12 protein-coding genes are annotated in these 16,642 nt (G+C 38.2%); 8 read left to right on the top strand and 4 right to left on the bottom strand.

Going from position 1 to position 16,642, the window contains the following annotated elements; all coding sequences use genetic code 11:
• The first annotated feature begins 11 nt into the window (after nt 1-11).
• Nucleotides 12-1,760: an ABC transporter ATP-binding protein gene (locus A8L44_RS14585; protein WP_066107903.1), complete on the top strand. Its 1,749-nt coding sequence runs from the start codon at nt 12-14 to the stop codon at nt 1,758-1,760.
• Between the two features lie 598 nt (nt 1,761-2,358).
• On the opposite strand, the gene A8L44_RS14580 is transcribed toward A8L44_RS14585, so the two are convergent.
• From A8L44_RS14580 to A8L44_RS14570, 3 genes are all read right to left on the bottom strand, one after another.
• The gene (locus tag A8L44_RS14580; protein WP_066107900.1) at nt 2,359-3,441 is read right to left on the bottom strand and encodes an FUSC family protein; all 1,083 of its coding nucleotides are present in this window, start codon (nt 3,439-3,441) and stop codon (nt 2,359-2,361) included.
• Nucleotides 3,442-3,976: 535 nt separating this feature from the next.
• Entirely contained in the window at nt 3,977-8,455 is a 4,479-nt protein-coding gene (locus A8L44_RS14575) for a glutamate synthase-related protein (protein ID WP_066107896.1), read from the bottom strand.
• Between the two features lie 326 nt (nt 8,456-8,781).
• A complete protein-coding gene (locus tag A8L44_RS14570; protein WP_066107893.1) occupies nt 8,782-10,074 on the bottom strand; it encodes a glutamate-1-semialdehyde 2,1-aminomutase in 1,293 nt (430 codons plus the stop codon).
• Nucleotides 10,075-10,237: 163 nt separating this feature from the next.
• Between A8L44_RS14570 and A8L44_RS14565 the strand changes: the two genes are divergently transcribed.
• From A8L44_RS14565 to perR, 6 genes are all read left to right on the top strand, one after another.
• Nucleotides 10,238-10,660, top strand: coding sequence for a potassium channel family protein (locus A8L44_RS14565; protein WP_077248164.1), 423 nt, complete (start codon nt 10,238-10,240; stop codon nt 10,658-10,660).
• 61 nt (nt 10,661-10,721) lie between these two features.
• The gene (gene bcp, locus A8L44_RS14560) at nt 10,722-11,192 is read left to right on the top strand and encodes a thioredoxin-dependent thiol peroxidase (RefSeq protein WP_066107890.1); all 471 of its coding nucleotides are present in this window, start codon (nt 10,722-10,724) and stop codon (nt 11,190-11,192) included.
• A gap of 119 nt (nt 11,193-11,311) precedes the next feature.
• Nucleotides 11,312-12,421, top strand: coding sequence for an aminopeptidase (locus A8L44_RS14555; RefSeq protein ID WP_066107887.1), 1,110 nt, complete (start codon nt 11,312-11,314; stop codon nt 12,419-12,421).
• A gap of 457 nt (nt 12,422-12,878) precedes the next feature.
• Complete coding sequence (locus A8L44_RS14550; protein ID WP_066107885.1) at nt 12,879-13,835, top strand: D-2-hydroxyacid dehydrogenase; 957 nt, start codon at nt 12,879-12,881, stop codon at nt 13,833-13,835.
• A gap of 1 nt (nt 13,836) precedes the next feature.
• Nucleotides 13,837-14,388: a cob(I)yrinic acid a,c-diamide adenosyltransferase gene (locus tag A8L44_RS14545; protein ID WP_066107883.1), complete on the top strand. Its 552-nt coding sequence runs from the start codon at nt 13,837-13,839 to the stop codon at nt 14,386-14,388.
• Between the two features lie 129 nt (nt 14,389-14,517).
• Nucleotides 14,518-14,961 carry a peroxide-responsive transcriptional repressor PerR gene (perR, locus tag A8L44_RS14540; RefSeq protein ID WP_066107879.1) on the top strand — a complete coding sequence of 148 codons (444 nt, stop codon included), beginning with the start codon at nt 14,518-14,520 and terminating at the stop codon, nt 14,959-14,961.
• A 58-nt stretch (nt 14,962-15,019) separates the two neighbouring features.
• Here the strand turns inward: perR and A8L44_RS14535 are convergent, their stop codons facing one another.
• Entirely contained in the window at nt 15,020-15,376 is a 357-nt protein-coding gene (locus A8L44_RS14535) for a YgzB family protein (protein WP_066107876.1), read from the bottom strand.
• Nucleotides 15,377-15,517: 141 nt separating this feature from the next.
• On the opposite strand from A8L44_RS14535, the gene A8L44_RS14530 reads away from it, so the two are divergent.
• A complete protein-coding gene (locus A8L44_RS14530; protein ID WP_066107873.1) occupies nt 15,518-16,399 on the top strand; it encodes a nucleotidyltransferase-like protein in 882 nt (293 codons plus the stop codon).
• Nucleotides 16,400-16,642: the final 243 nt, after the last annotated feature.

Genomic DNA, 16,642 nt, shown 5'->3' with positions numbered 1-16,642 from the left:
AGAGACATTTGATGAATAGTATAAAAAGATATATGAGGTTTGTAAGGCCTTATAAGTGGCAAATCATTGTGACAATCCTAATCGGGATAGTTAAATTTGCGATTCCTTTGCTGACTCCTGCCTTATTGGCATATGTGATTGATGATATAATCGGTGCCAATGCTTTGCAAAAAGGAGAGCAATTAAGGAAGCTCTATATGTTAATGGCAATCATGTTTTTCATTTTTGTGGTAGTTCGGCCTCCAGTAGAATATTACCGTCAATATTTTGCCCAATGGACAGCAAGTAAAATCTTATTTGATATCCGCGATAAAATGTTCAGTCATATACAAAAGTTAAGCTTTAAATATTACTCTAATGCAAAAGCAGGAGAAATTATCTCCAGAGTGATTAATGATGTTGAAGAAACTAAGAATTTTGTTATAACCGGCCTTATGAATGTTTGGTTGGATCTAGTTACAATTTTAATAGCAGTTGGAATTATGCTTACCTTTGATGTAAAATTGACCATTGTATCGTTGCTTCTGTTACCGCTCTACTCATTCTCCATTAAATATTTCTTTGGTAAATTAAGAGAATTAACCCGAGATAGATCACAGGCGCTTGCTCAAGTACAGGGCTATTTGCATGAACGTGTACAAGGGATGGCCGTGATTAAGAGCTTTGCGATTGAAGATCATGAGCAAAAGCAATTTAATAAAGTGAATGGAAACTTCTTGAAAAAAGCGTTAGCTCACACAAGCTGGAACGCTAAATCGTTTGCTGCAGTCAATACAATTACAGATATTGCTCCTCTAGTTGTCATCCTATTTGCCGGATACCAGGTCATTAATGGGAATATGACATTAGGGACTATGGTTGCCTTTGTCGGCTATATCGATTTATTGTATGGACCTTTGCGTAGATTGATGAACTCATCTACCACATTAACGCAATCACTGGCATCAATGGACCGTGTGTTTGAATTTTTGGATGTTCCGTATGATATTGAGGACAAGCCTGATGCACGTCCATGTAAAGATGTACAAGGGACCATTACGTTTGATCATGTATCATTCTCTTATGGAGAAGATGAGACTCAGGCACTGAAGGATATTAATCTTGAAGTGAAAAGGGGAGAAACAATTGCGCTTGTCGGGATGAGCGGAGGAGGTAAATCTACTCTGGTTAGCTTGATTCCACGATTTTATGATGTGACACAAGGGCGTATACTATTGGACGGAGTGGATATCCGAGATGTTCAGGTACGCTCACTTCGGGACAATATTGGAATGGTGATGCAAGACAGTATTTTATTTAGTGAATCGGTTCGTGAAAATATTTTACTGGGTAGGCCAGATGCGACAGATAAAGAAATCTATGAAGCTGCCAAAGCAGCAAATGCTCATGATTTTATCTGCAAATTACCAAGTGGATATGAGACAAAAGTAGGCGAGAGGGGCGTCAAATTATCAGGAGGTCAAAAGCAGCGTATTTCTATTGCACGTGTGTTTTTGAAGAATCCATCCATTATTGTGTTGGATGAAGCAACCTCTGCTCTTGATTTGGAAAGTGAGCATCTTATTCAGGAAGCACTTGAAAAGCTCTCCCGTGACCGTACTACATTTATAGTGGCTCACAGATTATCTACCATTACACATGCTGATCGAATTGTTATGGTTGAACATGGCCGTATAATAGAAGTGGGAACACACCAAAAATTAATGGCTAAACAAGGAGCTTATTATAGACTCTTTCAGGTTCAACAGTTGGGTGCCTAGCTATTCTACTAAGGTTTGTGAAGGAGAGTATAATCGAGTAATCAAGAATATGGAGAGCATGGGGGGAAGGAATGTATCAATCCCAGCATGAGGAGTAAAGAAAAGACAAGATAGATAAGATATATGCCATTTTATTTATTATATCTATATTGATAAACGTTGTTTTATTGTTGGTGGATGGTGATATCTTTCGTGGAATAACCTTTCTCGTAATTTATTCTATTATCTTTTACTATGATTTACGAAAGAGAGTTTGGGCAGTAATTATCGTGAAATGTATGGTGTGGATGCATATAGTTTTATTGTTTATTATATTTCTAACTATGATAAAAAATTAAACAGTAAGTTTGATTAACTGGGAAATACAAGTACAGCCACTTCCTTTCTGGAGGTTGTTTCACAATTCAATTATAACAACAATCCTCCTGAAAACAGCCGAGAATAAAGAGCGACATAGGTTTTGGAAAGGAGGAGGTTTTTTCTTCGTTGAATGGAGAATCTTCTTTTTGACTATCAGATAAAGAAGGTACAAAACCTATGGAATGAAAAAGACATCCTAAAGCCTTTTTGTTGGCTTTGGGATGCATTTAGTGATTGTTTATAATTGATCATCATCATTTATCTTGATCGATTTGTTCTCTGATTTGTGATAAGAGTGAAAACTGTTAACAAGCATTTCTAGATGCTCTAAGTAGTCACCATATTCAAGCATAGATGAAATTAGTGTAACCATATGGTAGTGGACGGGAGAATCCTCGTCTGTATTTAATCGAAAACCTTTAACAATATCAATCAGCAATTGTTTGTTATAAGTGTCCGTAGATTCCTCAAGCATTAGTCCCGGCTTTACTTTACCTATAAATTTCAGATGAATATGTTCATGTTTTCTCAACAACAAATCCAGTTGATGATGAACCTGGATTTGAAAATCCTCAGGCATTTGATGGAATTCGTTTTCAAAGCGATGTAATCTTTTTAAGATATCCAATGATCGTTTGTTTGTTGCTATCATATAACGGTAGATTACGAGTTTACGGGATTTGGCAACCGTATTTTTCCTGAAAGTTTCACGCTCTTCTTTATATAGAGCGTACAAGCTATCGGCCTTTGTGACATTCTCTTTAATACGATTAATGTCCTTTTTCATCATAATATGTTCAGTTGAGCTTCTAGAACCAATTCTGATCCATTGTAGAATATCGTCTGTGGTTGTGCTAATTCGTTTATAAAGCTTTGTCTCATACTTTGGAGGAAGAAAGACAAGGTTAACAATAAACGCTGATAGAATACCGATTAAAATGGCAGCAACTCTCCAAAAGGCGAATTCAGTAAAATTACCGTCTTGTTGCTCCATAATCAAGATTAAAGTTACAAGCGAAATTGTCAGTTGATTTTCATTTTTCAGCTGTAAGTTGATTACAATTGTTATAATGGCTGCCAAACCAATTAATAAGGGATCATTACCAAATAATAATACAAACGATATTGCGATTAGAAATCCGATAATATTCGCTTGTATTTGATCAATTAATGTCCTGTACGAACGGTATATGGTAGGCTGAACGGCAAATACAGCCGAAATCCCGGCTAGTACGGGAGCCGGTACATTAAATGCTGTCGCAACATAGATGGCTATCACAATGGCTATTCCCGTTTTAAAGACTCGGGCACCAACCTTCATAAATAATACCTCTTCCTTTTATTCATAGTTGTTTACGAATATCTATTTTTATCTCGAACATGACTGTACTATACAGGGTTTCGTCTTCATGTTCAAGATATACAGGCAAAATACTTCTTTTGTTTACTTTCCCCTTTAGACTAAAAGGCATGCATTGAATACGATTTTTTCAAGATTCATCAGGTATACGCTATATGGAGAGAAGGAATTTATAGATTTTTCAATGAAAGGTTTATGTGTTCATAAAATAAAAAAAAGAATTGAGAACGGCTTAACAGAAAGTTAAGAAATGAAAAGAAAAGAGGCCGCCGCTTTAATAAAGCGAAACGGTCTCTTGAGGTTCGAAAATAATGTATCATCCTGATATAAATTGATATATGGCCCATAACTGACCACCAGTCGCCTCAGCTTTACTCGTGTATTCTAGCTTCAACTCCTAGCCCCTCGAGTCATAAGGAATAGTTACTACGGGAGAAAAGCACTCCCTACGTGCCTCTTCTCTTATGCTTGTCGGGTCTGGGCAGTCGTTTCAGCCTTATTCTGTAGATACAGATGGGTCGGCTTGGGTTTTAACTGGGACGATTTGGAGGAAGTGCTGGCTTGGGTTGCCTAGCAATTGGGCCAGTTCTTCCGCTTCAGCCTGTTGACCATTTTCTCTAAGAATAGTTGTATAGCGTGTAAGTAGTTCAGTTACATCATTTATACCTGTTTCATTTAATTTTTCAACAGAGACGAGGGCTCCTTTTGCAATTCTGCGTTGGATCGCATCTTTTGTAAGGCCTCGTTCAGGCAAATGACGTTGATAAATGACACCGCCTGTCATTCCTGCGCAAATCCACGGACCTGGGTCTCCAAGAACAAGTCCTCGGCCGTTTGTCATATATTCGAAGGCAAAGCCCTTAATATTTGAATAAACGCCAATGTTTCCATGTTCTTGTACAGGAATATCCCGTTTTAAAGAACCTCCGACAATCATGTCAGCACCAGACAGACGGATACCTGCGCGCGCATCAGCGTCACCCTGAGCAATTAATAGACCTTTTTGTGCACCATATCCAAAGCCTTTTCCGACGGAACCATTATAGAATTTGTCATCCTTGCCGATTCCTTTAAGAATTGCAATTGTTCCTCCAAACGAGGTTTTGCCGGTGCCATCCTGAGAACCGCCATCAACTGTTATCGTAATGCCTTCTGTATTGTATGCACCAAGTCCATTTCCAGGTATGGAACCTTTATAGGTTAGATTAACAGGATCCATTTTGACATAGGAACCATCTAATCTGCCTCTTACCCGGTGGCAGGAAACACGGCTTCCAAGTACGCGCTGAATAGAATTGATATTTTTAAATTGTCTGGATTGAAGCAGATCATTTACACTTGCATCCAGATATTCTGCACCGACTGCGGCCATTTGGACGATTAATTCGTCCTTTGTAGCAGCAGCTTCGAGATGTGTGATCTGGCCAAGCTCAATCGTTTTAAGTAAGTATTTTAAATCCAGCATTTCTTTTCCTTTTGTTTGTACTAATAAATCGGAACGCCCGACAGTTTCCTGGAGATTTGTGATTCCAAGTTCAGCCGCAAGTGTTTTTAATTCATTGCCAAAAGCACTGAATAGGTTGATGATTCCCTGGACGGCTAAATCAAATTGTCTAGGAACAAATCTCCTTAGCCCATGTTCCTTTGCTTCCACTTCAGAATCAATTTGAGTAGCAATCCCTACATGGCATGTATCCAGGTGGCAGCCTCGACATGTTGTACAGCCAATAGCAATCATAGAGAGGGTTCCAAAACCTACACGGTTTGCTCCAAGTAGCATAACCTTCAGTACATCCTTTGCACTTTTGAGGCCACCGTCAGCCCAAAGCTCAACATCCTGTCTTAGACCGGCTTCAAGCAAGGCATTATGAGCAGCTTTAACACCAATCTCCACTGGTAATCCAACGTTTTGAAGGGCATGGATACGAGCGGCTCCGGTACCGCCGTCAAATCCACTTAGCGTGATAATATCAGCACCAGCTTTTGCTATCCCGACAGCAATTGTCCCAATATTTGGAACAACAGGTACTTTAACAGCCACCCTTGCCTGATCATTGGCTGTCTTTAACTCATGGATCATTTGAGCTAAATCTTCAATAGAATAAATATCATGGTTGTTTGAAGGTGATATTAAATCGGATCCAATCGTTGCATTACGTGCTTCGGCAATTTTTGATGTTACTTTGGATCCAGGAAGATGACCGCCTTCACCCGGTTTAGCGCCCTGTCCGATTTTGATTTCAAGTAAATTAGAGGAATTCAGCAATTCCGCATTTACACCAAAACGACCGGAGGCAATTTGCTGACCGCGAGTTCGCGGGTATTTACCAAGCATATCTTTAATTTCTCCGCCTTCACCATTCATGCTAATCATATTAAGACGATCGGCACCTTCTGCATATGCGCGAAAGGCTGTTTCATTTTGTGAGCCAAACGACATCGATGCAATTACAAATGGTAGACTGTGATCGCCAACACCAATATTCACTGTTTCTGGATTAACTTTTTGTTCGGTTTTCTTGAAATCTGTTAAATGGCGAATAGTTGTGGGATTTTGTTCTTCCTGTTCAGAGATTTTTTCTCCAAAGGCCTGATAATCTCCAGTTGAAGCCACCTCACCAATTGCTTTCCAGATTCGTGGGAACAGATGAAAGGTCTTGCCGACACGTTCTTTTTCATTGGCATAATCAATTGCACGCTGTTTCGCATCTTCCTTCAATTTATCAAAATTATAGATTAATTGATTGGATCCAAAGAAGTTCACGATTTGAAGGATGTCTGCTATTTCTTCCTGTAGTCCAATCGAAGAGAATAGTCGTCCATATCCGCGAAGTTCATGAATTCCAAGTGTTGAAATGACCTTTTCTAATCCTTTAGATAAAGAGTTATATAAATTAATTACTGGTTTCGACTGCTCATCTGATACGGTACGGAACATATAATATGGATTAATCAAATTAGCTCCTAATCCGTAAATCACGACAATGTCATGCAAGTTACGAATGGCAGCAGAGCGAACTAAAATGGAACAGTCTCTTCGTTTTTCTGCTTTTACTAATGCTCTATCGACTGCTGCGACTACAAGGGCAGGATCCAACCATAATTGCTCAGCCTGATGGGATAGTTCATCATCTAGGCAAAGTAATCCACAGCCGTCAGTAACAAAGGTAAGAGCCTCTTTACTGATACGATCTAGAGCTTCCTTAATCGTTTCACTCTCCGTGAATGTCATGGATATCGTTTTCAATTCTTCTGTATCCATAAATAATTGGTGAATTTGTTCATAAGAAGGTTGTTTTGCAAACTGTGCACAAGTGTGTCCAGCTTTTCCATCAGCTAATAGAGGCGTTAATAGCTCAATCACTGTGTTTACAGATTTTTCATCTGTAAACAGAGAAGGGCGTTTACCGATAATGGTTCGGGTCGAAAAATGTTCCATTTCTCGGTCGCGATCTATCGCAGGGTTTGTAACAACTGCAACACTTTCTTTAATAAAGTCTGCAATATTCTTACGCTCAGGATTGAGTGCTGCCAGTGGAGCATCGTGACCAAGTGAACGAATTGGTTCTGCACCTTTTTCAGCCATTTGTTCAATTAGTTGAATATGGTCACGTTCCCATCCGAAAGCTTTATATTGTCCGTTTTGGATTTTGTCCTCTTCCTGTGCAAAAGTATGCTCTTTTACATCAGGAGGATTTAAGCGATTACGAGATTCTGTAAAGTTAAGTCTCTTGTTAAATCTTTTGAATACTTCTTCCTGATAAGTGATATATTCATATAGTTCTATTGAATCACCATTCCACTTTAATCCGACCTTTTCTCCTGGACCAATTGGTTTAGGATTGGCTACATATTCTGTTGGTGAAATAACACCTGGTTCAGAGCCAAACAAATAAGAGGTTGAAGTTTCCATCATCCATAAAGGACGTAGACCAAGTGCATCTACAGAGAAAGCAGCTTCATTGCCGTGGCGGGAAATGATTCCTGCCGGACCTTGAGCGAAATGGCCCCAGCTTTCACGCAAATACGTATATAGATCCTGAAGATGATCGGGATATTCCTTCATTTCATTAATGATTGGAGGGAAGACAATATCAAGTGCTTCAAATAGAGAATACCCCTCACGGTAGATGAATGTTTCCAATGTACGACTTAAATCCTGTGAGTCACTGCCGCCGTTTACTAATGGAACACCAACCATTTGCGCTTCATCGCGTAATTTGGCGATTGTATTGATTTCACCATTATGTCCAAGGACGCTAAATGGTTGTACGCGAAAAAAGCTGGATAGTGTATTAGTGCAATAGCGGTTATGTCCAAGTGTCATCGTTGATGCGACGAGTGGACTTGCAAGGTCTGGATAGTACTTAGGTAGAATATCGCCGGCTCCCATCACTTTGTAGATGGCATGATATTGGCTAAGCGAAGATACGTGGATGTGGTCATTTTTTTCAATTGTAATTGTGAGATCAAATAACAGAGATGAAAGGTCAGTTTGTTTTAAATCTTCTTTTGCTATAAAAGCAACTTGAAGAAATACAGGGTTTTCCTGTAATGCTATTGGTCCCAATGCATCGGTGGAATAAGCTTCATCAGATACATAAATTTCTTTTAAGTCTTTTTCGTTTGCCAGTTTGATTATTTCCTCAATAGTTTGTTGTTTCTCAGCCTCACGTTTAATAAAAAAGTGGCCCACTACAAAATGGTTATGATCCGCAAGGTCTGTATCAGCACCAGAGTTCTTTAGCTTCTCCTTCCATAATTGACGGGGGATATCTATGTGAATGCCGACACCATCGCCTTCGCCGTTAATAAAACCGGCCCGATGGTTCATGGTAACCAGGGCATCAATACACGCAAAAATATTATCACGGGTAGGTATTTTTTTCTTTTCAATACATGCAATAATTCCGCAAGCATCATGTTCTGATTCGTGGTAATTCATAAACGTACTAGGATTCCATCTTTTGTTCATACGTTGGGCAACTATAAGCTTGCGCCTATTCGATGCCGGTTCACCTCCTGCTTTAAACTTGTGGTTTTTTAGATTACTTTGGAAAACGAACGAGGAAGGAAATACAGTTTTGAGGGTAATAAATAATCAATACTAGTATGATTTATATTATCATTAGAATTTTCAGAAATCAATTAAATATACATTTTAGTTTTTTTGGAAAATAAACATTATCTGGTTATTAAAATCAAAATATCTCAATGTAAACGCTTTCAACAACGTTAAAACATCAATTCTACCGTGATTAGTAGAATTGATGATATGCATAAATATTCAAAAATTTGTATTTATAATAATTTGAATGCTTGATTTACAGCTTTAATAGTAGTTTCTATGTCTTCTTCTGTATGGGCTGTCGTTAAGAACCAGGCTTCATATTTTGATGGAGCCAAGTTAATCCCTTGTTCCAGCATAAGCTTAAAGAATCGGCCGAACACTTCGCCATTCGTAGCTTCAGCTTGAGCATAGTTACTGATATCTTCCTTAGCATCAGTAAAATAAACCGTTAATGCACCTTTTAATCGATTTACTTTAATCGAAACATGATGGTCTTCCGCTGCCTGAAGGATTCCTTGTTCCAGCATCGCCCCAAGTTGATCTAGTCGTTCATATACTCCTTCTTCCTTCAATACTTCAAGGCAAGCAATACCAGCTAGCATGGAAGCGGGATTTCCGGCCATCGTCCCTGCTTGATAGGCTGGGCCGAGGGGTGCGACTGTTTCCATAATCTCTTTTTTGCCACCGTAAGCACCAATCGGTAAGCCGCCGCCGATGATTTTTCCGAGCGCCGTCATATCAGGCTCAACACCAAGAAGGTTTTGTGCACCACCGTACATAAAACGGAAGGCTGTAATTACCTCATCATAGATAACAAGTGCCCCTGCTGCATGAGTAATGTCATTAATTGCTTCAAGAAAACCAGGGTTTGGTTCAACAATCCCGAAATTACCGACAATCGGTTCAACTAAAACGGCCGCGATTTCATTTCCCCATTTATTGATTGCTTCCTTATAGGCATCTATATCATTGAACGGCACTGTAATGACTTCCTGAGCAATGCTTTTTGGTACACCGGCGGAATCGGGAGTTCCAAGTGTGGAAGGGCCTGATCCGGCAGCGACTAAAACAAGATCGGAATGTCCGTGATAACAGCCAGCGAACTTAATAATTTTATCCCTTCCTGTATACGCTCGTGCTACACGAATCGTGGTCATAACCGATTCAGTTCCGGAATTTGTAAACCGTACTTTGTCCATTGATGGTATGGCTTCCTTAAGCATCTTGGCAAATTCAACTTCAAAAGGAGTAGGTGTTCCATAAAGAACGCCGTTTTCAGCTGCCTTTGTAATTGCTTTGGTAATATGGGGATGGGCATGCCCGGTAATTATAGGTCCGTAAGCGGCAAGATAATCAATATATCGATTGCCGTCAACATCCCAAAAATACGCGCCTTTTGCTCTTTCCATTGCAACTGGAGAACCCCCTCCAACGGCTTTGTATGATCTGGATGGTGAATTGACACCGCCGACTATGTGCTGCATAGCTTCAGCATGCAAACTTTCAGATTGAGCGTGCTTCATTTTATTTCTCCTCCTTCGTATGTAACTGCTTCATTTTAGCACTGGATTTCTTTGTTTGTACAACATGGTCACCTAAGCAATTGATTCCTGTACAAGCAATCATAGGTATGCCTATAAGAGCGTATATATTACAAATGCGGTTGTAATAAAAGGGGTGCTACCTTTGTTTTATATTATCCTTGCTGCGGTTGTTATCACGTTACTAATGAGTTTAAAAGGATTATTGATGCCAACAGATCCAACCCGGGCTGAACGGATATCACTCGATTATCTTTATTGGATCATTACGGTGTACTTCACTTTTTTAATAGGTTTCGGAATCCTATACGTATTGGTTGAAATGAAATTTGGAACGGTTATTCATTTGAATGGTTTACCTATTGAGGGAGGTTTGTTTCAAAAGCTTGCCTCTTCCTTCTATTTCAGTACTATGACTCTTCTCTCGGTAGGGTATGGAGATATGGTACCCGTGGGATTTGGCAGATGGATTGCATCAATGGAAGCTTTAATTGGATATGCATTACCGGCAGCTTTTGTTGTAAGGACTGCCATAGACCTTGAACATGCAAAAACAACCCGAAATTAGGTATAGTAATAATAGAACAAGCTGTTCTTAATTATTTTTATCTAACAGGGGAGTGAGCTTTATGAGTAGTATAGTTGGTGAAAAGGCGCAGGATTTTAAGCTTCAGGCAAGTAATGGGAAAGAGGTTACATTAGCTGATTTTAAGGGGAAAAATGTAGTTCTCTATTTTTACCCAAAGGATATGACACCGGGATGCACGACTGAAGCATGTGACTTCAAGGAAAATCACACCTCATTTGCAGAATTGGATACAATTATTGTTGGCGTTAGTCCAGATCCGGTTGAAAAGCATGAAAAATTTAAAACGAAATATGATCTTCCTTTTATCTTGTTGTCAGACCCAGAACATACATTGTCAAAAGCGTATGGAGTATGGGTATTAAAAAAGAATTTTGGTAATGAATATATGGGTACGGAACGTTCTACATTCGTTATCAACAAAGAGGGTATAGTGGTAAAAGAGTGGCGTAAGGTGAGAGTGAAAGGGCATGTGGAAGATGCCTTAGCATTTATTAAAAATGAATTATCATAATTTAGATCGTGAGCAGGCATGAAATAATGCCTGCTTTCTTTATAAATAAAAAGCTCTCTCAAGGAAAAATATGTATATTAATAGTAGATGTTTAATAAAGAGAACAGGGGAGATGACGTATGAAAGATCCACGAATTAAAAAAATGGCAAGACAACTGCTAACCCATTCTGTCCGGTTAGAGAAGGGGCAAAAAGTTTTGATTGAAGGTCACTACATAACGAAACCTTTGTTGGTAGAACTTATCAATCAAACGTATGAGCTAGGAGCATACCCATTTGTCCAAATGCTCGATGATGAGATTCAAAAATATATGGCAAAAGGGTATAGCCGGGAACAGTTGGAAATCATGGCTAATTGGGATTTGAAAAAATTTGAAGACATGGATGCTGTCATTATTGTGATTGGAGAAGAGAATGATGCGGAATTTGCTGAGATTCCGTCAGAGAAATTTCAGCTGAGCGGAGAAGTAATGAAGCCAGTCGTTGATTACTATATTAATAATTGCTGTTGGGTATTATTGAACTATCCGACTAAATCACTTGCTCAAAAAGCAGGGATGAGCACAAGTCAATTTGAAGATTTTCTGCTTGATGTTTGTACAATTGATTATGCCAAAATGCAGAAGGCAATGGAGCCATTGAAATCTCTAATGGAGCAAACAGATCAGGTCAGAGTCACGTCACCGGGAACAGATCTTTCTTTTTCTATAAAGGGAATTCCGGCAGTGATGTGTTTCGGAGAAAGAAATTTACCTGATGGAGAAGTATATACAGCCCCCGTTAAAAATAGTGTAAACGGAACGATTACCTTTAATACGCCTTGTCCTTATCAAGGGACTACCTTCAGAGATGTCAGTTTAACGTTTAAAGATGGAAAAATAATTGATGCAAGAGCAGATCAAGCGGATAAAATCAATAAAATATTTGATATAGATGAAGGTGCCCGTTATATTGGAGAATTTGCCTTAGGCGTAAACCCGTTAATAACAAATCCAATGGGAGATATTTTATTCGATGAGAAAATCTGTGGAAGCCTGCATTTCACACCGGGATTAGCCTATAAAGCAGCCGACAATGGAAATATATCTTCTATTCACTGGGACATGGTGCTTATCCAGCGAACTGAATTTGGCGGAGGAGAAATCTATTTTGATGGTCAATTGATTCGAAAGGATGGATTATTTGTACTACCGGAGTTAAAAGGATTAAATCCTGAATCACTTTTATAGTGATTGTTTTTAAAATCTATGGCAAAAGACCAAGCATAACAAGCTATTTTGAATAAGATAGAATCAGGGAATACCTCCTCATACAACTATTAGAAGGACAGCCGGAACTGGCTGTCCGTTTTTTTTATTTAGTTTCTGCTTTTATGTGAGCTAGCTTAAAACGCTCGAGACATAAGTGGAGTTGCTGCGGATGCCAACAGGATGTAGGTCACAAAGGCGTTGTCACAGGACGTGGCGAATTTAGTCTTCGTTCATTGAACTAAACCGTTTCAGCTTTTTATGTAATCCGGCTTCGACTCCTAGCTCCTCGAGACATAAGTGTAGGCATTACGAGAGGAAAGAACGCCTCCCTTCTTGCCTCCTCTTATGCTTTTCGAAGCTGAACAGTCGTCTCAGCACTTTATACTGGTAAAAGATGTTATTATGTTAGTGATGTGTGGATGAAGGGGGTATTTGGATGAAGGTTGTTTCTGCAATTTATCCTCCGGGGGAAATTAGGAAACGTTTGATTGAGTCATACAAAGAGCATGAGTTTCATTTTTGTAAAGGTATCAAAAATGCAGGTTCTGTTATTAAGGATATGGATGTGCTCATAACATATGGAGAAGATGTGGATGAGGAAACAATCGACCAGGCGTTACGCTTGAAATGGATTAGTGTAATGTCAGCTGGGATTGAAAAATTGCCTTTCGAAAAAATTAGAGAAAGAAATATCCTGGTAACAAATGCGAGAGGGATTCATGCGATACCTATGGCAGAGTACGCCATGGGGATGATGCTTTCATATATAAAGCAGTTCCCGATCATGGCAGAGAATAAAGATAAACGTATATGGGACAAGAGGCTACCTTTCGGTGAGCTGAATGGGAAAAATCTTCTTATATTAGGTACTGGCGCAATTGGAGAAGAGATAGCTAGATTAGGAAAAGCCTTTCGGATGAAAACGATTGGGATGAATCGCAGCGGGGTTTCCGCCAGTTCATATTTTGATGATATTATTACGATGTCTCAAATTGAGGATGCTCTCCCGAATGCAGATTTTATTATATCTGTACTACCTAGTACATCAGAAACTAAGGACCTCTTGAAATACAAACATTTTGAAATGATGAAAAATATAGCTATGTTTATCAATATTGGTCGTGGAGATTTAATTAAAGAAGACACGATACATGAGGTGTTAGAAAATCAAGTTATAGGTCATATGGTGCTTGATGTTTTTCCGAATGAACCGTTAAATGAAGATAATAAGCTATGGTTATATCCTAATTTGACTATCACACCGCATATTTCTAGCGTTTCAAAAAATTACTTGCCACGCGCATTTGATATATTTGAGCAGAATTTTCAGCGGTTTGTTAATCATAAGGATGATAACTATGTGAATAAAATTGATGTAGGAAAGGGGTATTAGAATGAAAATTTATACAAAAACCGGAGATAAGGGTCAAACCTCTCTTGTTTATGGTACGCGTGTATCCAAAACTGACCAACGTGTAGAGGCGTATGGAACATGTGATGAAGGGAATTCTATGATTGGACTTGGGATAAGCTATTTAAATGATGTAGAGTTCTCAGGGAAAGATAAGTTATTAGAGGAGTTCCATAAAATACAAACTGATTTATTTCACGTTGGTGCAGAACTAGCTACTCCATACGGCAAAAAAGTTGGCTGGGTTATAAAAGAAGAGTCGATTGATGAATTGGAAGCCTATATTGATGAACTTAATGAGGAATTACCTCCATTCAAGAATTTTATACTTCCAGGTGGACACCCAGCTGGAGCAGCTTTTCATGTGGCGAGAACAGTGATACGTAGAGCTGAACGAAATTCAGTTGCTCTCGGAGAAGAGGTAAATCCTTTAGTTATAAAATATTTGAATAGGTTATCCGATTTCTTGTTTATTGTTGCCAGATATGTAAACTATAAATTAGGAAAAATGGAACCAACTTTACATAATTCTTGAGACAAGAGTTTCCAACACCCTGGATATAATATATCTGAATGAGGTGCTGGAAATATTGACAACTCAACCAATCATCAAGTAAACTTATTGTAACAATTACAAAGTGAGAATAATATAAAAAAGGAGTGCATGACGGTGTCTCAACCACAACTTAAAGAAGCGTTAGATACTTTGAAACAAACTGGTGTCCGCATGACTCCGCAACGTCATGCCATACTCGAGTATATAATAACTGCCCATGCGCATCCAACAGCTGATGATATATATAAGGCGTTGGAAGGCAAGTTTCCTAATATGAGCGTAGCGACAGTATATAATAATTTACGTGTGTTTAAAGAGGTTGGCTTAGTAAAAGAGTTGACGTACGGAGACTCATCCAGTCGATTTGATTTTGTGTCATCAGATCACTATCATATAATTTGTGAAAAGTGCGGAAAAATAGTTGATTTTCATTATCCAGGTCTTGATGAAGTGGAACATCTTGCATCGCATGTTGCGGGATTTAAAGTAACACATCACCGAATGGAGATTTATGGTGATTGTCCGGAATGTTCTGCTAAAGAAGTTCATTAAAACCAGATAGGGAAGTTAAATAAAAAGAAAAAGCTGGACGTTTGCCAGCTTTTTCTTTTTATTTATTTTTTAACTTTTTCTTATTGTAATCCTCGTTAAATTCTTTACCTTCCAAGTCTTTATCAAGTGTTAATGGTTCTTTACAGTACATACACATATCCACTCTGCCTAATATTTTTGTATATTTATTACAATTTGGACAAACAACTTGAACAGCTTTTGTGGAGAGCATACCTATCCAGAAATAGACGGCCATACTTGCAAAAATAGCTAATAGCCCGAGTACCATAAAAATAGTCATAACCAGTGGTGAGTTTCTAAAGAAAATACCTCCGTACATTATGATAAAGCCTATAAAAATTAAGCTGAGTGCAAATGTTCGTATTTTATTTATCTTACTTGAATACTTTGCCACCGTTTTTCCCCCTTTTATCTTCTATAATATACCATAATATCCAAAGAATTTAATAATAATAGATATTAAAATAGTGGCAGGAGTCTGTCGAATATTGTTGAATAGATAAGGAGAGCGAATTAAATTGTGGAGGAATGGAACATGGAGGATATCCTAAGACCCGTTTATCAAGAAAGAGCCAGCAACCCGGATACAAAAGGAGTTTTATTAATTGAGAAGAACTCTCCTGAGAGTTCAATTACAGATACATTTGATTACATTTTATTAATCATTACAGATAGTAAGGATAAGCAACCGGTCTTTATTAAACATTATGCTTACGAAAATAAAAAATCAGCACTCCACATCGTAACAGATGAAAAGTTAAACGAGTGGAGGTTATTAGGATCCAATAAAAAAATTATTGATTGGATATACCATGGGAAAATTGTTTTTGACCGTAATGATTATCTTGCCTCATTAAAAAGAGAATTAAATGAATTCCCTTTCTATGGAAGGAAAGTAAAAAAAGGTATAGAGTTTGCGCGTTTAATTAGAAGTTATATGGAAGGTAAAGAATTGTTTGATCAAGGGAACTCTCTAGATGCGTATAATCAAATAATCCATGCACTCCACCACCTTGCAAGATTAGAGATCATTGAAAAAGGGTTTCACCCAGAAGTAACTGTATGGAATCAGGTGAAGCAAATTGGTCCTGATATTTATAAATTATATGAAGAGCTGGTTTTTAGCGAAGAAAGTCTTAATCAAAGACTAGAACTTCTTTTCCTTGTTAGTGACTTTTTTATTCATACAAGAACAGAATCCGGGTCTGGGCATATATTAGAAATTATAGGTGAAAGAGGAGAAGAGTACTGGTCATTTGATGAGCTGTATGGACATCAAGAGTTATGCTATTACGGAGAGGACTTAAGGATATTAATTGAGTACTTGATTGATCGTGGCTATATTGATGTTGTACTAGAAAACACTAAGGGAGCAAAGCTTTTTCATAGGTTTTATAAAATTCATAAAGAAATTTAAAAAATTATATTGACCAAATGATTTTAGGGTGGTATATTAATAAACGTCGCCGCTGAGGTAAACAAAACGAAGCGAGACGGCAAAGAAAAAATGAAAAAAGTTGTTGACTTACGATTCTAACGATGATAAGATAAGAAAGTCGCTCTTTTACAAACGAGCTTGAAATGTTAGTAAATTACATTAAAAGAAATGCTTGACAACAAAAAGTTATCTTGATATAATGTAAAAGTCGCTAACACGACA

The organism is Bacillus sp. FJAT-27986 (assembly GCF_001685035.1).
Taxonomy (GTDB): domain Bacteria; phylum Bacillota; class Bacilli; order Bacillales; family Pradoshiaceae; genus Pradoshia.
This window is presented reverse-complemented; position numbering and strand designations above follow the sequence as displayed.

Excerpts from the sequence above, each read along its gene's own strand:
- A8L44_RS14530 (WP_066107873.1), top strand. The coding sequence starts at position 15,518 with ATGGAGGATATCCTAAGACCCGTTTATCAAGAAAGAGCCAGCAACCCG.
- bcp (WP_066107890.1), top strand. The coding sequence starts at position 10,722 with ATGAGTAGTATAGTTGGTGAAAAGGCGCAGGATTTTAAGCTTCAGGCA.
- perR (WP_066107879.1), top strand. The coding sequence starts at position 14,518 with ATGACGGTGTCTCAACCACAACTTAAAGAAGCGTTAGATACTTTGAAA.
- A8L44_RS14585 (WP_066107903.1), top strand. The coding sequence starts at position 12 with ATGAATAGTATAAAAAGATATATGAGGTTTGTAAGGCCTTATAAGTGG.
- A8L44_RS14555 (WP_066107887.1), top strand. The coding sequence starts at position 11,312 with ATGAAAGATCCACGAATTAAAAAAATGGCAAGACAACTGCTAACCCAT.
- A8L44_RS14575 (WP_066107896.1), bottom strand. The coding sequence starts at position 8,455 with ATGAACAAAAGATGGAATCCTAGTACGTTTATGAATTACCACGAATCA.
- A8L44_RS14570 (WP_066107893.1), bottom strand. The coding sequence starts at position 10,074 with ATGAAGCACGCTCAATCTGAAAGTTTGCATGCTGAAGCTATGCAGCAC.
- A8L44_RS14580 (WP_066107900.1), bottom strand. The coding sequence starts at position 3,441 with ATGAAGGTTGGTGCCCGAGTCTTTAAAACGGGAATAGCCATTGTGATA.
- A8L44_RS14545 (WP_066107883.1), top strand. The coding sequence starts at position 13,837 with ATGAAAATTTATACAAAAACCGGAGATAAGGGTCAAACCTCTCTTGTT.
- A8L44_RS14550 (WP_066107885.1), top strand. The coding sequence starts at position 12,879 with ATGAAGGTTGTTTCTGCAATTTATCCTCCGGGGGAAATTAGGAAACGT.